The following is a 16,286-nucleotide window of genomic DNA, read 5'->3' on the forward strand; positions in this document are numbered from 1 at the left end:
CTGTTTTGTTAAACTTTGCCTCAGCACACAAACAGCAACGCTGTTTGTGCCCGATAGACTGATATAAAAACAACCTTTCTTGGGCTTTGCCCAAACCCACGAGCCTTTAAAAAGGCTCGACCTAAATTTCATTATTGTTAAGATTTTGCGTTAGCAAACAATTTTATAATCAGCCTTATATATTGGTGTTCTATATTCTATAATAGAATATACGTTTATAAAAAGCCGTATTTTATAGTCAATTTTTGCGATAAATGGAAATATTACGATTTCTTAAAGAATAATTAAAAAATTTGTAAAAATGTGTTGACAAAGTGACGGTATAGTGATATAATCAATACTGTTCTTGAGAGAGCACAGACCTCTTGAGAAACAATTAAATAGTTGGTGTTGATGACGCTGAGGGTCCACCTGTTCCCATACCGAACACAGAAGTTAAGCTCAGTGGTGCCGAAAATACTTGGCTGGTGACGGCCTGGAAAAATAGGGAGATGCCAACATCAAAGTGTCCATCCAGTAGGGTGGGCATTTTTTATTTGTCATTTTTTATTATCCGTAAAGGCTTTTGATTTTGCACCCTTCCCCATGTACTAAAAAGACCGCATCATCAGATGTGGCCTTTTATCATTCCAAGGGGGTATATCCCCTATCGTATAACATTAAATTAATATCAATTACGCTCAGTCTATGTAAAATTCCGAACATTATAACCGCATCTCTGCCGTCCTTTGCGTACAAAGGTGACGCCTTAATGCAATTCAAAAGCTTGCTCGTCTGGCTTAAATCCGCACCGATTCCAATGCAAAGCATAATAAGCTTATCTCTTGACGGAGTTTTTATTCCTTTAAAAATCTGATAGCCGTAATGCTTTTCTATTAAAGAATTATTAATTGCCTCAGACTTGCTTATTTTTTTACTTAAAATTAAACTTTCAAGCATTTGCGGCAGGGTTGCATATTGCATATAATCTCGGTTTTCACTAAAATAATCATCAAGATTGCTATTTGATTTTAAAATATTGAGCAGTTCGTCAGTTGATTTTTTCAAAATGTATCTTCCTTTTTATAAAAATTTATGTTAATATCTAAAATGAAATGGGGTGCGATGATGACGGAGTTTGAATATAAATTTTACCTATGGCAGTTCGATGTAGTTGCAAATTTTAACCGAACCACTCAGCTTGTACGCAATCGCAACACAAAGCAGTTAATGATAAAAAAGATTATGCCTGCAAGCGAATTTGACCTGCATATAACAATAAGCAAGCTTAACAACGAACACATTGCCAAAATTTTTGATGTAATAATTGACCGCAATGCCTGCATAATTCTTGAAGAATATGTACCCGGAAACACTGTTGAACAGATGATTTCAAAAGGTGTATTCAGCGAAAACTACGCAATCAATGTTGCTCGTCAGATATGCGACGGACTGAGCGTTCTGCATAAATATTCAATCACCCACCGTGACATTACCCCAACTAATATTATCATAGGCAATAACGGAGTTGTCAAGATAATAGACTTTGGAATTTCACGATTTCACAATGCCAATGCAAGCCACGACACACAGGTACTCGGCACAGAGGGCTATGCTGCTCCCGAACAATTCGGCTTTAAACAGAGCGACAGCAAAACAGATATTTACGCTGTGGGCGTGCTTTTAAACTTTATGCTGACAGGTCATCTGCCGTCAGAAGTGATGTATCGTAACGGAGATATCGCTGAAATTATCAAAAAATGTACGGAATTTAATGTTGAAAAGCGTTTTGAAACTATTGAGGATTTAAACGCCGCTTTAAAGAGAAAGAGGGTTTACGGCTTTAACTTTGCCGATAATTTTCTTGAAAATTTTCCGGGATTTCGCTCCAAAAAGAAAGGTGTACGAATTTTTGCAATAATAATGTATGCTTATATGTTCCTTTGGATTGCAAATATGTACAGAACATATTGTCCGCAAAATCTGCTGAATATCTTCCCCGTTACACTTATTTCAATTATGATGTTTATTATTCCGATTGCCTTTTTCTCAAATATTTTCGGTTTTCAGAACTGTATTCCCAAAATACGGGATTTGAATAAAACGGCAAGGCGAATTATTTTCTTTTCACTGGCTGTTGTGAGCATATTTGTTGGTGCGGCATTATTTCGTGATTTTACAACGGCTGCAGATATGGAATTATACAAATCGCTATACAGCACTTACAACGACTTATATAGTAATTATTTCCAATAATGCAACAATATTATAACATAAAAAATTTTTCTTAGTGTATGCTGACAGCATACACTTTTTTATTTTCAATTTTATATAATAAAGTCAACGGATTTACTTAAAGGAGGAAATTACTATGAAAAATACCGTTAAAAAAGTTTTATGTACATTTATCGCTGTGGTTGTAGCAACCGCTTCTACATTGGTTTTTACAGGCTGTGGTTCAAAGAAGACCACAAGCGAAATCAGTATTCCGGACTTTACTTTCTCTGAAAGTTCAAAAGCTGACGAAAGCTCTAAAGAGGAGAGTTCAAAGGTCGAGGAAAGCTCTAAGGAAGAAGAAAGTTCCAAAGCCGAGGAAAGCTCCAAGGAAGAAGAAAGCTCCAAAGAAGAAAAGAACGATTCAGGCTTGGTTACACCTGAATTTAAAGAAATGATGGACAGCTACGAGGCTTTCTTTGACGAATATGTTGACTTTATGAAAGAATACAACAATAGCGACAACACAGCAGCACTTATGGCTCAGTACGCAGATTATGTGTCAAAATATGCAGATTTTATTAAAAAGCTTGATGATGTTGATGAAGATGAGCTTTCTGATGCAGATGCAGCATACTACATTGAAGTAACAGCCAGAATCAATAAAAAGCTTGCTGAAGTTTCAATGTCATTATCATAAAAATGTTCATAAACGAGCTTTGGGACGAAGTCGTAAGGCACAGCGGCAAAAAAATAACCGCTAAGGACGGCAAAAGCTTTACATACAGCGTAACCGAAAGCAATATTTTTATCCCGGAGGCTAACTGGCGAATTACAAAAGCAGAATTTGAAAACGCAGTATCAAAGCTAAAGGATCAAAAATTTGCAACGCTTGCAGAAAACAGCTCATCATATGTGTACGCAATAATATTCTCTATATTAAAGGAAAATAAGTAACATAATTTTTTCATCATCCTTTCTAAACAGAACGCTCAGGCTTTTGACTTGAGCGTTTTGTTTTTAACATTTTGTTGTAATAATGTTAAAAATTTGATGTAATGTGATATTTATTGGGAACCTACAGTCAATATTATTACAGACTTTATACTCGAAAATAAAAATTTGGTCAACCTTTTTAAAGGTTGTGGGTGTGGGCAAAGTCCACAAATACTTTTCTCTTAAACAAAATTTTTATAGCCAAACAGCAGGCTGTTTGGCGGCTTGAGCACAACAGCGAAAGCCTTATAATTGCGACAGCAACACAAAAAAATCCATTCTTCTTTATTAATGAAGTATTTCTTTTTAAAGGTTGTCGCCTGTTTTGTCAAACCTTGCCTCAGCACACAAACAGCAACGCTGTTTGTGCCTTATAAATTGCGATGAAAACAACTTTTCTTGGGCGTTGCCCAAACCCACGAGCCTTTAAAAAGGCTCGACCTAAATTTCTTTGTCCGAGCAGAAAGCATAGACAATCTCAATACTTTTAATTCCCGACCATTTCTAAGTCGTTATCGGGAAGAAGAAAATTATTATTTTGCAAACTGTCTTCTCGTAATAAAAACCATAATTTACCCCATCTATTGAAAAAGAACCACAATTTTACCCAACAAAAGAACAAAAAAATAACGCTCAGACAAAAAGCCTGAGCGTTTGTTTTTAGCTATGAATTATGCCTTCTTCTGTGGCTGCTGCTGTTCTGAAAACTTTGCTCTTGTTTTCTTTACAACCTCAAGCTGTGAAGAAAGAGTTTCCTCTGTTGTCTTTAAAATGCTGTCTGAATATACATTGGTAGCTGTGCGGATTTCCTTTGATTTTGCCTTTGCATCATCAACAATCTCCTTTGCCTTTACCTTTGCTTCTCTTACAAGCTCGTTCTGGTTGAGGATTGTCTTTTTACGCTCCTCAGCGTTACGAATGATATTCTCAGCCTCTTTCTTTGCCTCTGTAAGAATTGCCTTTCTGTCAGCTACTACATTCTTAGCTTGGCTGATTTCTGATGGCATTGCGTCCTGAATCTGCTCAATGATGTTGTACATCTCGTTGCTGTCAACCATCACCTTGCCGCCTGAAAAAGGAACCGACTTGGCTGAACCGAGTATATCCTGAAGCTCTAAAATTAAATCATCAATTTTCATATTTATTATCTCCTTTATATTAAGGTTTACTTATCATTGCCCTTGTAAAGTCTTTCCACAATTCTGTCGTGAATCATCTCCGGCACAAAATTGCTTATGTCGCCGCCAAGCGAAGCTACTGTGCGTACCATACTTGAACTTAAATACATTGACTCTGACTCCGCTGTCAGAAATATAGTTTCAAGCTGAGGATTAAGTCTTTTATTGGTAAGTGCCTGCTGAAATTCATATTCAAAGTCAGACACCGCCCTAAGTCCCTTTACTATGGCATCAACCTTGCGTTCCTTGCAATATTGTGCAAGAAGTCCGCTGTAGCTTACTATCTCAACATTTTCAATGCCTGCGGTTGATTCCTTTAAAAACTGTATTCTCTCCTCTGCCGAAAAGCTCGGAGTCTTTTTTTCGTTGGTAAACACACCTACAATTACCTTGTCAAACATATTTGCGGCACGCTTTATAATGTCGATATGTCCCAGCGTTACCGGGTCAAAACTGCCCGGACAAATAACTGTTTTATTCATCACAAAAAATCCTTATGTCTGAATGTGCTTATTTTTATTTTACCATAGCGATATTCCCTGTCAAGTACAAAATCGCCATAATTTGCAGAAATCTGCTCATCAAGGGGATTTTCTGCAATAATAATTCCTGTGTCACGCATATTCTCTGCCACAAGCGGAAGTGCGTCCTGCAAGATGCCTTTTTTGTACGGCGGATCTAAAAACGCAATGTCAAACTCAGTTGAATTCATTGAAAGAAAACTGCGGTAATCCATTGCAAATAACTTTGCCTCTTTGTCAAATTTAACCGTTGACACATTCTTTTTCACAACATCAAGTGATTTTTTTGACGCATCTACAAAATACGCTGAGCTTGCACCTCTGCTTATTGCCTCAATGCCCATCTGTCCTGAGCCTGCAAAAAGGTCGAGAAATGTATGCCCCATTATTTCAAACTGAATTATTGAAAAAACAGCTTCTTTTATCCTCTCGGTGGTAGGTCTTACATCTTCACCCTCAAGGGTTTCAAGTCGCCTGCCCTTTGCCGTTCCTGTTATTACCCTCATAATATCTTCCTTTTTTCGTATAAAGCATAATAAACTATTTACGAATGTATTTTCTTTAATATTACATAATTATAACATATTATTACAAAAATTACAACATTTTTATTAATTCAATTTTCTGTCGATTTTTCATCTGAATGAAAGTACCTGTACACCGCTATTGCGGCATTTTTTGTCATTTGTGGGCAGCCCTCAAGCTCCTCAAGGTCAGCCTTGGAAATATTGTCAATCGTTCTGAAATATTTAAGCATTGCCCTTGCTCGCTTTTCGCCGATACCCTCAATTTCTGTGAGCGAGCTTTTGAAGGTATTTTTACTTCGCCTTTCGTGGTGGTACCCAATGGCAAAACGGTGTACCTCGTCCTGCATTTTGCTTAGAAAAGTAAATAAAGACCTGCGTGAGCTTATAGAAATTTCTCCGCCGTCACCTGTAACCGCCCTTGTGCGGTGCTTGTCGTCCTTAACCAAGCCGAAAAGCGGAACATCTATATTCATTTCCTGCAAAACTTTCTTTACAACAGCAACCTGTCCCTTACCGCCGTCAAGCAAAATAAGGTCGGGCAGTTTGCCAAAGCCTTCGTCAGCCTTTTCTGCCTTGTAATATTCGTCAAAGCGTCTGCCGATAACCTCTGCCATAGATGCGTAATCGTCCTGTCCGTCAAATCCTTTAATCTTAAATTTTTTGTAAGCACATTTGTACGGCTTTCCGTTTTTATATACAATCATACCGGCAACATTTTCTGTGCCTGCAAGGTTTGAAATATCATAGCTTTCAATGTACTGCGGAATTTTTTCAAGTCCGAGCAAGTCCTTCAATTCCTCAAGCACGCTGTACTCTTTAACTGTAGCACCCTTACGCTGTGCAAGCTCTTCCGCTGCATTTGAACGGCACATAGCCACAAGCTGTGCTTGCTCTCCCCTTTGCGGAACTGTAATATACACCCTGCTTCCACGCTTTTCGCTGAGCCAGTCCTGCATAGCGTTCAAGCCGTCAAATTCCTTGTCTACGGCAATATTTTTCGGCACATCGTTTCTTATTGTGTAGTAGCGAAGAATAAATTCCTCGGTTTCGCTGTCTGAATCACCCGAATCAAACACAAAGCTTTCCCTGTCAAAAAGTCTGCCACCCTCAAAGCGAAACACCTGATAGCAGGTTTTTTTGCCGTCCGAAAAGCTGCCGATAACATCTTCATCAAGCACCTTGTTGGCAACTACCTTTTGCTTGTCGCCCATTTTCTTTACCGCACTAATTTTATCACGAATACGAGCCGCCCTCTCAAACTCAAGGTTTTCGGCAGCCTCCTCCATTTTCTTGGTAAGGTCTTTTATAGATGACGCTGAGCCGCCCTTTAAAAATGCGAGAGCCTGCTCAACGCTTTCGTTGTAATCGGCAAATTTCACCTTGCCTGTACACGGTGCAGAGCAAAGCTTGATGTGGTAGTTAAGGCATGGTCTGCCCTTGCCGAAATCCTGCGGAAATTTTCTGTTGCAGGTGGGGAGCATAAAAATTTTGTTTGCCTCCTCAACGGCACTTTTTACATAATAACTGCTCTTGTATGGCCCGATATACTCCGCTCCGTCATCTGCCTTTTGCAAAACATACGAAAGCTTTCGCCACTTGTCGCCACTCACCTTGATATAGCTGTAGCCTTTGTCGTCCTTTAAAAGGATATTGTACTTCGGGGTGTGCTGTTTGATTAGACTGCATTCAAGAATGAGAGCCTCAAATTCACTGTCGGTAATAATGTACTCAAAATGATCAACATTGTCAACCATTCGGCGTACCTTTTCGGCGTGATTGTTCTGAGAACCAAAGTATTGGCTTACACGATTGCGTAAAGCCTTAGCCTTGCCGATGTATATAATCTCACCGTCAGCAGAATGCATAATATAGACACCCGGCAAAAGCGGCAAAGCCATTGCCCTTTTGCGAAGTATTGACATCTTAGGATTCATAATATCACCTATTTTATAACGATTTTTATAATGAGAAGACAGTTTGCAAAGTGATAATACTCTTTGCCCGACAATGACTTAATAATGGTCGGGAATTTTATTGGTTATATTTTTAATATTGAGGTAACATTGATAAATTATTGTTTATACTATCAATTTATCGGAAAATTCCAAGCCTTCCCCTCGAGGGGAAGGTGGCATTTTCGCAAGAAAATGACGAATGAGGTGTCGCCGTTCACGGCGTTTTTCCTTAACTCAAGCTTTGATATAAGTGAACTCTTAACGAGTTCAACACCTCATCAGTCACTTGCGTGACAGCTTCCCCTCTGATGGGAAGCCTAAATCCGCTAAACAATAATTTACCCCAACTATTGAAAAAGAACCCATAAAAAACGATTTTTCCCTGATAAAAGCTTACGCTTGTCAGGCTTTTTTACAAAACAAAAAGGGCGGATAAACCGCCCAAAATTTCAAAGAGTATGAATTATTCAGCAAAGCCTGATTCAACGAGAGCTACAAGACCGTCAACTGCGTCTGTTTCGTCTGAACCGTCAGCAATAACCTTGATTGTTGTACCGCCAATGATACCAAGTGACAATACACCGAGAAGGCTCTTTGCATTTACTCGTCTTTCTTCTTTCTCAATCCAAACAGTTGACTTGTATTCGTTAGCCTTCTGAATGAAAAATGTAGCTGGGCGAGCGTGTAAACCTGCCTTATTCTGTACTAAAACTTCCTTACTATACATTTTAATATCCCTCTCTTGCCATATAATTTAACCCGTTTTTTAATCAGAATGCTTTATGCAATCTTTTAATAAATATTATAGTATTTTTTCAAAAAAAGGTCAATAAGTTAATTAATTTTTGGTTTATTACTCACTTACAACCAAAATTTTCACCTCGTTGTTGTGCAACATTACTATAAGTTCAATTAAATTATATAAAGTATTGCCAATTATCGCTTTATTATGTCAAATTATTGCTGAATATTATTGTTGGTTTTTCGCCTTTTCTATCAAATCAGGTCGTTTTGCAAGTGTTACTTCCAGACTTTTTTCCTTTTTCCACTTTTCAATGTTTGCGTGGTGTCCGCTCAAAAGCACAGGAGGTACTTCTTTGCCTCTCCATTCTGACGGCTTTGTGTACTGCGGGTGCTCAAGTAAGCCGTTAAAATGGCTTTCCTCCGTAAAGCACTCGTTATTTGAAAGCACACCCGGCACCATTCTTGAAAGTGCGTCTGTAAATACCATCGCAGGCAGTTCACCGCCTGTAAGTACATAGTCACCTATTGATATTTCCTCATCTATAAATTCGTCAAGCAAACGCTGGTCAACGCCCTCGTAGTGACCGCAAAGAATACAGACATTTTCCATATCGTCTGCAATCTGCTTGAGCCTCTGCTGAGTAAGAGTTTTGCCCTGCGGTGACATATACACAAAATATGGTCTTTTTCCGATTTCCTCGCAAATGCTCTCAAAGCAAAGTGCTATCGGCTCAGCTTTCATCAGCATACCGTTTCCACCGCCGTATGGGGTATCGTCAACTCGTCTGTGCTTGTCAAAGGCAAAGTCCCTGAGCTGATGACAATGAATTTCAAGTGCACCGCTTTTCTGTGCTCTGCCTATAATGCTATCGCCCAAAACCGGAGTAAACATCTCCGGGAATAAGGTTATTATATCAATCCTCATCGTCAAATATTCCTTTCATAGGGCGAATAAGAACATATCCGTTGTCAACATCGGTTTCAATAATTACATCATCAATAACAGGCGCAAGATACTTTTTGCCGTTCTCGTCTGTAATCTCGTAAACATCGTTTGCACCGGTACGCAAAACATCAGTGATTTTGCCATATAATGTGTCGTTGTCTGCGTCCTTAACCTCAAGACCGAGCAAGTCCTGCACAAAGTTTACACCCTCGTCAAGAGCAATGTCCTCTCTGTCAATGTAAACAATTTTGCCCCTCATTCTGTCTGCCTGTTCGATTGTATCAATACCGTCAACCTTGCAAAGTACAATATTCTTATGTGGGCGTGATTTTACCTTTATGCTCTCTCTGCCCTGCTCGTCAAGATATAATTTTTTAAAACAACAGAGAAACTCCGGGCTGTCGCACCAAGGGTCAATTCTCAGCTCACCCTTAATGCCGTGTGTACCTACAATTTTTCCGCTGTCAAGAAATCTCTTTTTCATATATCCACCGTCCGTAAATTTTCTTTTATCTGACTACATATTCTAACATAATTTTCGGCTTTGAGCAACTATCATATATGACTGTGCATACTTATAAATATTTCTGCAATAAGGTCGGCAATGTATTCCTCGCTTTCAACCATTCCGCCTCTTACCCATTTTTTGAGAATACTCGATACTCCACTTTCAACAAAGGTGTACATATAGTCAAGCTTGGTATCTGAAATATCATTTTTACCAAATGCCAAGCAGTACTCTTTTTTAAGCTCTGCATACATTTCATCAAGCAATTTTGTCTGAATATTGTTGCTGAAAACCACCTTGTAAAAATCCGAATACTTCTTTACAAAACGCACAATCCAGAGAAAATTAACCTTGCCGTTCTGCGTAAATTTAAAATTGTAATCCTTTAATTCTTCAACATAGCTAACTTCAATTTGTGAAATCATATCGTAAACATCGGTAAAATGGTGATAAAAGGTAACTCTGTTCACTCCTGCCCTCTTGCACAGCGAGGTCACTGTAATTTTGCTCAGGGGCATTTGCTCAAGCATTTCAAAAAGTGCCTGCTTGAGTGCTTTAGTAGTATTTTTTACTCTTTTATCCATAAAAATTCACCTTAGATTTTTTGTAAAAATAAACAAATTTTAAACATTTGTAAAATAATTTACATAAAAATTAAAAATAACTCTTGTATATTTGTGTAGAATATATTATACTATAATCAGATAATTAAATCAAGGGAAACACTATAAAAGCATATTGTACATAATGCGGATTTATTTGTATAAAATCAGGCAATATGCACCCTTTTCCCAAATTTCTTAAAGAAAAGAGGATATATAAATGGCTTTTAGTTTAAATGACCAAAGAACTCCGCTTGAACAGTTTTTGCAGGGCGAATCTGTTACAGCTTATGAATTTATGGGCTCACATTTTGTAAACTGGGGCGACAGAGATGGCGTTGTGTTCAGAGTATGGGCACCAAATGCACTTTCTGTGTCTGTTGTAGGCGACTTCAACGACTGGAACCCTGATGCAAACTATATGTATAAAATCGACAATTCCGGTGTATGGGAATTGTTTATTGAGGGTGTATGGGAGTACGCTTGCTACAAGTATTGCGTAGAAACTCCGTCAATGCAAAAGGTTATGAAAACCGACCCTTATGCTTTCCATTGCCAAACAAGACCTGACAACGCTTCCCGTGTATATGAAATTCACGGCTATGAGTGGAATGACAGCGAATGGTTTGAGCACAAGAAAACACATCCACACAAAAACGCTCCTATCAATGTATATGAAATGCACGCAGGTTCTTGGAGAAAGTACGAGGACGGCAATGTGTTCAGCTACAAAAAGCTTGCAGAGGAGCTTATTCCGTATGTAAAAGAAATGGGCTACACTCACATTGAGTTTATGCCTCTTACAGAATATCCGTTTGACGGCAGCTGGGGCTATCAGGTAACCGGCTACTTTGCCGCTACTTCCCGTTATGGCACTCCAAAGGACCTTATGTATTTTGTAGATAAGTGCCATCAGGAGGGCATCGGCGTAATTCTTGACTGGGTACCTGCTCACTTCCCTAAGGATGAGCATGGTCTTGGCAGATTTGACGGCACAGGCTGTTATGAGTACGAGGACTGGAGAATCGGCGAGCATAAGGAATGGGGTACATATATCTTCAATTATGCACGCTATGAAGTAACAAGTTTCTTGCTTTCATCTGCAATGTTCTGGCTTGACCAGTACCATGTTGACGGTATCAGAGTTGACGCCGTAGCTTCTATGCTCTACCTCGACTACAACCGTAAGGACGGCGAATGGCTTGCAAATATTTACGGTGGCAGAGAAAACCTTGTTGCTGTTGATTTCTTGCAGAAGCTTAACACAGTTGTGCATATGTTCCACCCTGAGGCTATGATGATTGCCGAGGAAAGCACAGCATGGCCAAATGTTACAGGCTTCCCACCAAAGGATATGGGACTTGGATTTGACTACAAGTGGAATATGGGCTGGATGAACGATATGCTTTCTTACATCAGCCTTGACCCTCTCTACAGAAACTACCACCACGATACACTTACATTCAGTATGGTTTACGCATTCAGCGAAAGCTTTATGCTCCCTATCTCACACGATGAGGTTGTTTACGGCAAGGGCTCTCTTATCAATAAAATGCCGGGTCTGTATGACAATAAATTTGCCGGCGTAAGAGGATTCCTTGCATATATGCTTGCTCATCCGGGTAAAAAGCTTATGTTTATGGGCAGTGAGCTTGGACAGTTTGATGAGTGGAATTCTACCGAACAGCTCCAGTGGAACTTGCTCGGCTACGAAAAGCACCGTCAGCTCAACCACTTCTTTGCTACAGCAAATAAATTCTACTGCGATACCCCTGCTATGCACGAAAATGATTACGATTGGAACGGCTTCCAGTGGATTGCTCTTGATGATTACAAGCAAAGTATTATTTCATTCAGAAGAATTGCATATGACGGCAGTGAGGTTATTGTTGTATGTAACTTCCAGCCAATGCTTCGTGAAAACTATAAAATCGGCGTACCAAAGTACGGCGTATATAAAGAAGTTCTCAACTCTGAGGCAGAGGAATTTGGTGGTTGCGGCATAGTAAACGAAGGCGAAATCAAGGCGGTTGATACACCTGATCACGACCTTCAGTATTCAATCAACATCACACTTGCACCATTGTCTGTAATCTACATTGAGCTTGACAAGGAGCTTCCTGCACCTGAAAAGCCAAAGAAGAAAAAGACAACTAACCGCAAGGCTGCCGCACTTAAAAAAGCAAAGGCTGAAAAGGCAGCTAAAGTCGAGGCTAAAGCAGAGGAAGAACCTGTAGCAGAGCCAAAAGCAGAAGAAAAAGTCGAAAAGCCTGCAAAAGCTGAAAAGGCTGAGAAAGAAGAAGCAGTTGAGGAATAATTTCACTTATTGGGTGTAATTTATTTTGAGTATTGCGTACAAAATAATATATCAAGGTCATTTTTGTCCGACCTCTTTATAACGGAAACGCAGATAGGGTTCGCCTTATCTGCGTTTTCTATTTTGGGTTCTTTTTAATAATTGGGTAATTATGGTTTTTATTACGAAAAGATAGTTTGCAAAGCAATAATTTTCCTATTCCCGACAATGACTTAGTAACGGTCGGGAGTTAAAAGGTTTAAAATTTGCCTATGCTTTCTACTCGAACGAAAAAATTTGGTCAACCTTTTTCAATGGTTGTGGGCGTGGGCAAAGCCCACAATACTTTAAACTACCGCAAGGTTTTGATAGCCAAACAGCTTGCTGTTTGGTGGCTTGAACACAACGGTGATAGCCTTATAATTGCGATAGCAACACAAAACAGAAAAGATATTCTTTTTCTATTTATGAATTATTTCCTATTTTTAAAGGCTGTCGCCTGTTTTATCAAACTTTGATGTATCACACAAACAGCAACGCTGTTTGTGCCTGAAAATTTGCAATAAAAACAACTTTTCTTGGGCTTTGCCCAAACCCACGAGCCTTTAAAAAGGCTCGACCTAAATTTTATATTTATTACCCGAAACTTTCTGCTAAACCATAATTAACCCCAACACTTAAAAATAACTATTTTTTATCAACAACTTTTAAAAACATTGATAATTTCCAAATTTTGTGATATAATTTTTATATATTTATATAAAATGGGGTAATATTTATATGAAAAGGAATGGTGCAGTTAGAATTACTGCCTTTTTGCTTTCTGCAATGAGCGTTATTGCTATGCTTTCGGGCTGTGGCGAAAAACAAGATATTGCAGATGATTTTCAAGAAAACAGCATAGCTACTGTATCAAGAGCCTCAAGGGACAGCTCCGTAATTCAAAATTTTGACATCATCTATCAGGAGCCGGAACTTCCCACAGGCTGCGAAATCACTGCACTTACTATGGCTATGAACTACAGCGGTTGCAATGTTGACAAATACACTATGGCCACGGAGTACCTGCCCTGCACACCGTATGACCTTGAATACGGCGAGGACGGCAATCTGTACGGCTCAAGTCCTGAACAATATTTCATCGGCGACCCTACAAGCGTATATGGCTATGTATGTGGCACAACACCGATAGTCACCGCCGCCAATAACTATTTTAAAGATGCCAACAGCAAACTAAAAGCAGTTGATATAACAGGTTCAACGCCAAAAGAGCTTTATGAGCTTGTAGATAAAGGCTACCCAATTGTGGTTTGGGTGACTATAGGAATGGTTGAGCGTAGCGATATAGAATACTGGACAGGCTCAGATGGCAAGCAGTATGACTGGTGTATGGACGACCACGCCGCCGACTTAATCGGCTACAGTGCCGACACAGTAACCATTGCCGACCCGATAGACGGACTTGTGGTGTACCCGAAAGAAAATTTTGAGTCAGTTTTCACCTCAAGAAATAATAAATGCGTTGTGCTGAAAAACGGTTAAGAGAGTTTAGCAACGGTCGGGAAATTTTCTTTGAATTAGCACAGACTTTATACTCGAAAATAAAAATTTTGTAAACCTTTTTAAAGGTTGTGGGTGTGGGCAAAGCCCACAAGACTTTAAACTAACGCAAGGCTTTGATAGCCAAACAGCCTGCTGTTTGGCGGCTTGAACACAACAAGCGAAAGCCTTATGATTGCGACAGCAACATAAAAAACCGTTATTCTTTATAAATAAATTATTTCTTATTAAAAGGCTATCGCCTGTTTTGACAAACCTTGCTTCAACACACAAACAGCGTTGCTGTTTGTGCCTTACAAATTGCAATAAAAACAACTTTTCTTGGGCTTTGCCCAAACCCACGACCCTTTAAAAAGGCTCGACCTAAATTTTATTATTGCTAAGCTTTTATATCAGCAAAAATAATTCACTGTTATACCCCACCCAAAGGAGGATTGCGTTTTGAGAAGATATATTTTCACTGCATAGCATCGGCTATTGCAATTATAATTAAATATTGTTATAGCCATGCTATTCCTAATTTACAAAAATAACTTAGGAGGCAGCAATGAGCTATATTAAAGCCGAGGATGTTTTACCTCGTGATATTATCGAAATTATTCAAAAATACATTGACGGACAGAATATTTACATTCCAAAAAAATCTGATACTCGCACCAAGTGGGGCGAAAGAACTGATACTTTATCTGTTCTTTCCGCAAGAAATAATGATATTTACGCAGAATATCGCAATGGTTCAGATGTCAAATCATTGGCTGAAAAGTATTTCCTTTCCGAAAAAAGTATTCAAAGAATTATATACCAAGCAAAAACTAAGAGCAAATCCTGAACGGGTTTGCTCATCTTTTTTTATAAAAATATATGAGGTTGTATTTCATAACCATATAAAATATAATTACACTATAAAATATTTGAAAGGATGCAGGTATAATGGATTTAATTAAAAATTATATGCTTGATGATATATTGCGGTGCAAACTAAATAAGCTTACTCAGAAAACCTTTTGCTTTGACTTTGAAAACTGGGTTACAAACGGTTATTTTGAGGGTGACTACATTCCCTATTCTGTTTATGACGGTGAAAATATACTCTCTAATGCCTCGGCAAATATTATGAATTTCACCCAAAACGGCAAGCAAAAGAACTACATTCAGATTGGCACAGTTATGACCGATGAAAGTTACCGCAGACAGGGCCTTGCCAGCAAGCTTATAAACACAATTATTGGTGATTACAACGGAAAATGCGATGGTATCTATCTTTTTGGCGACCTTAGTGCTGTTGATTTTTATAAAAAGCTTGGTTTTAAAGCTGTAAATCAATACGCATACAAAATTAAAAACAGCGTAATTTCAAAGATAAATTTTAAAAGCAGTTTTAAAAAGTTAGACCCGCAAGACAAATGTATGCGAGATAAATACCTGCATTATATAAGAAATTGTGCATTAAGCTCTGCTTTTGAACAGACTAACAAATTCAGCTTACAGATGTTTTACACATCGGAACTCGAAAATGTGTATTACTCAGAAAAGCTTGATAGCTTTATAGTTGCAGATATTGAAAACGAAAATGTACTTTTGCATAGCGTGCTTATTCAAAATAACACTTCACTCAAAAATATTATCTCCGAATTACCAAGTAACACATCATCAATTTCACTTGGCTACACTCCTCTTGAGCAAGACAGAAATATATGTGACTGTACTATATTTGACGGCGGTGAAGATTACCGATTGTTCATCTTTGGCAATCAGCTTGAAAGCATTGAAACCGACCGATTGTTTTTCCCCACCCTATCACACGCATAATCAAAACTCCCGGACAAGCAAATATCCGGGAGCTTTGTGTTATAACAATGGAGTTTGTTGATTAATTAATTCTTATTATAATTTTGCAATCACCTAAGTGTTGCTGTGATAGTTGCACATGAACCGAGTAAATGATACAGGCTGTTTCTCTCACCATTATATCCATTTTCTTTAAGATGTTCGTCTGCCATTTCCTCAGTAATCGGCTCTACATTAAAATCAACGGTCTGAGTTTCCTCTGTGCCGTCATTGTACTTAACGGTAACATCAACCGATACTCCTTCAAAAAGCTGTGAGTAAAGGTCGTTATACATATCAATCAAATCTGATTTTTGGTAGTTATTCACATCGTATCCCTTGTCAAAATCTTCGCCGAATATTTTAACATAATTGGCTCTTGAATTTTTAAGTAAAGCGTCATCACTGTACAAACAGTATATATCATGTTTTT

At 38.6% G+C, this 16,286-nt stretch carries 18 protein-coding genes and 1 rRNA gene; 9 read left to right on the forward strand and 10 right to left on the reverse strand.

Translation table 11 applies throughout. The annotated features are described in order from the left end of the window. Positions 1–383 precede the first annotated feature (383 nt). Positions 384–500, forward strand: a 5S ribosomal RNA gene (gene rrf / locus ACJMMI_RS10840). A gap of 124 nt (positions 501–624) precedes the next feature. Here the strand turns inward: rrf and ACJMMI_RS10845 are convergent. Further along, positions 625–1,047: a hypothetical protein gene (locus tag ACJMMI_RS10845; RefSeq protein WP_405355601.1), complete on the reverse strand. Its 423-nt coding sequence runs from the start codon at positions 1,045–1,047 to the stop codon at positions 625–627. Positions 1,048–1,107: 60 nt separating this feature from the next. On the opposite strand from ACJMMI_RS10845, the gene ACJMMI_RS10850 reads away from it, so the two are divergent. The 3 genes from ACJMMI_RS10850 to ACJMMI_RS10860 all read left to right on the forward strand — a co-directional run bounded on the left by ACJMMI_RS10850 (position 1,108) and on the right by ACJMMI_RS10860 (position 3,150). Then, positions 1,108–2,235, forward strand: coding sequence for a serine/threonine-protein kinase (locus ACJMMI_RS10850; protein WP_405355603.1), 1,128 nt, complete (start codon positions 1,108–1,110; stop codon positions 2,233–2,235). A 115-nt stretch (positions 2,236–2,350) separates the two neighbouring features. Beyond that, positions 2,351–2,893: a DUF6591 domain-containing protein gene (locus tag ACJMMI_RS10855; protein ID WP_405355605.1), complete on the forward strand. Its 543-nt coding sequence runs from the start codon at positions 2,351–2,353 to the stop codon at positions 2,891–2,893. A 2-nt stretch (positions 2,894–2,895) separates the two neighbouring features. After that, positions 2,896–3,150 carry a hypothetical protein gene (locus tag ACJMMI_RS10860; protein ID WP_405355607.1) on the forward strand — a complete coding sequence of 85 codons (255 nt, stop codon included), beginning with the start codon at positions 2,896–2,898 and terminating at the stop codon, positions 3,148–3,150. Positions 3,151–3,860: 710 nt separating this feature from the next. Here the strand turns inward: ACJMMI_RS10860 and ACJMMI_RS10865 are convergent. The 8 genes from ACJMMI_RS10865 to ACJMMI_RS10900 all read right to left on the reverse strand — a co-directional run bounded on the left by ACJMMI_RS10865 (position 3,861) and on the right by ACJMMI_RS10900 (position 10,152). Further along, on the reverse strand, positions 3,861–4,328 hold the full coding sequence (locus ACJMMI_RS10865) for an ATPase (protein WP_405355608.1): 468 nt from the start codon (positions 4,326–4,328) through the stop codon (positions 3,861–3,863). Between the two features lie 26 nt (positions 4,329–4,354). Continuing rightward, positions 4,355–4,849: a pantetheine-phosphate adenylyltransferase gene (gene coaD / locus ACJMMI_RS10870; protein WP_405355609.1), complete on the reverse strand. Its 495-nt coding sequence runs from the start codon at positions 4,847–4,849 to the stop codon at positions 4,355–4,357. After that, a complete protein-coding gene (rsmD, locus tag ACJMMI_RS10875; RefSeq protein ID WP_405355611.1) occupies positions 4,849–5,394 on the reverse strand; it encodes a 16S rRNA (guanine(966)-N(2))-methyltransferase RsmD in 546 nt (181 codons plus the stop codon). The genes coaD and rsmD overlap by 1 nt, the downstream gene beginning before the upstream one ends. A 110-nt stretch (positions 5,395–5,504) precedes the next feature. After that, entirely contained in the window at positions 5,505–7,349 is a 1,845-nt protein-coding gene (gene uvrC / locus ACJMMI_RS10880; RefSeq protein WP_405355612.1) for an excinuclease ABC subunit UvrC, read from the reverse strand. A 484-nt stretch (positions 7,350–7,833) separates the two neighbouring features. Next, the gene (locus ACJMMI_RS10885) at positions 7,834–8,097 is read right to left on the reverse strand and encodes an HPr family phosphocarrier protein (protein WP_405355613.1); all 264 of its coding nucleotides are present in this window, start codon (positions 8,095–8,097) and stop codon (positions 7,834–7,836) included. 243 nt (positions 8,098–8,340) lie between these two features. Next, a complete protein-coding gene (gene trmD, locus ACJMMI_RS10890) occupies positions 8,341–9,039 on the reverse strand; it encodes a tRNA (guanosine(37)-N1)-methyltransferase TrmD (RefSeq protein WP_405355614.1) in 699 nt (232 codons plus the stop codon). Beyond that, entirely contained in the window at positions 9,029–9,544 is a 516-nt protein-coding gene (rimM, locus tag ACJMMI_RS10895; protein WP_405355615.1) for a ribosome maturation factor RimM, read from the reverse strand. The genes trmD and rimM overlap by 11 nt, the downstream gene beginning before the upstream one ends. 71 nt (positions 9,545–9,615) lie before the next feature. Beyond that, positions 9,616–10,152: a TetR/AcrR family transcriptional regulator gene (locus ACJMMI_RS10900; protein ID WP_405355617.1), complete on the reverse strand. Its 537-nt coding sequence runs from the start codon at positions 10,150–10,152 to the stop codon at positions 9,616–9,618. 238 nt (positions 10,153–10,390) lie between these two features. On the opposite strand from ACJMMI_RS10900, the gene glgB reads away from it, so the two are divergent. From glgB to ACJMMI_RS10925, 5 genes are all read left to right on the forward strand, one after another. Beyond that, the gene (gene glgB / locus ACJMMI_RS10905; RefSeq protein WP_405355619.1) at positions 10,391–12,487 is read left to right on the forward strand and encodes a 1,4-alpha-glucan branching protein GlgB; all 2,097 of its coding nucleotides are present in this window, start codon (positions 10,391–10,393) and stop codon (positions 12,485–12,487) included. A gap of 245 nt (positions 12,488–12,732) precedes the next feature. After that, positions 12,733–12,984, forward strand: a complete 252-nt coding sequence (locus ACJMMI_RS10910) for a hypothetical protein (RefSeq protein ID WP_405355621.1) — start codon at positions 12,733–12,735, stop codon at positions 12,982–12,984. Between the two features lie 262 nt (positions 12,985–13,246). Next, positions 13,247–14,008: a C39 family peptidase gene (locus tag ACJMMI_RS10915; RefSeq protein ID WP_405355622.1), complete on the forward strand. Its 762-nt coding sequence runs from the start codon at positions 13,247–13,249 to the stop codon at positions 14,006–14,008. A gap of 565 nt (positions 14,009–14,573) precedes the next feature. After that, positions 14,574–14,855 (forward strand): CD3324 family protein, encoded by a 282-nt coding sequence (locus tag ACJMMI_RS10920; protein WP_405355623.1) that lies wholly within the window; start codon positions 14,574–14,576, stop codon positions 14,853–14,855. A gap of 101 nt (positions 14,856–14,956) precedes the next feature. Next, a complete protein-coding gene (locus tag ACJMMI_RS10925) occupies positions 14,957–15,835 on the forward strand; it encodes a GNAT family N-acetyltransferase (protein ID WP_405355625.1) in 879 nt (292 codons plus the stop codon). A gap of 89 nt (positions 15,836–15,924) precedes the next feature. Here the strand turns inward: ACJMMI_RS10925 and ACJMMI_RS10930 are convergent. After that, the coding region (locus tag ACJMMI_RS10930; protein WP_405355626.1) for a hypothetical protein at positions 15,925–16,286 on the reverse strand (362 nt) is incomplete at its 5' end.

Source organism: Ruminococcus sp. (genome assembly GCF_045129435.1).
In the GTDB taxonomy this organism is placed as follows: domain Bacteria; phylum Bacillota; class Clostridia; order Oscillospirales; family Acutalibacteraceae; genus Ruminococcoides.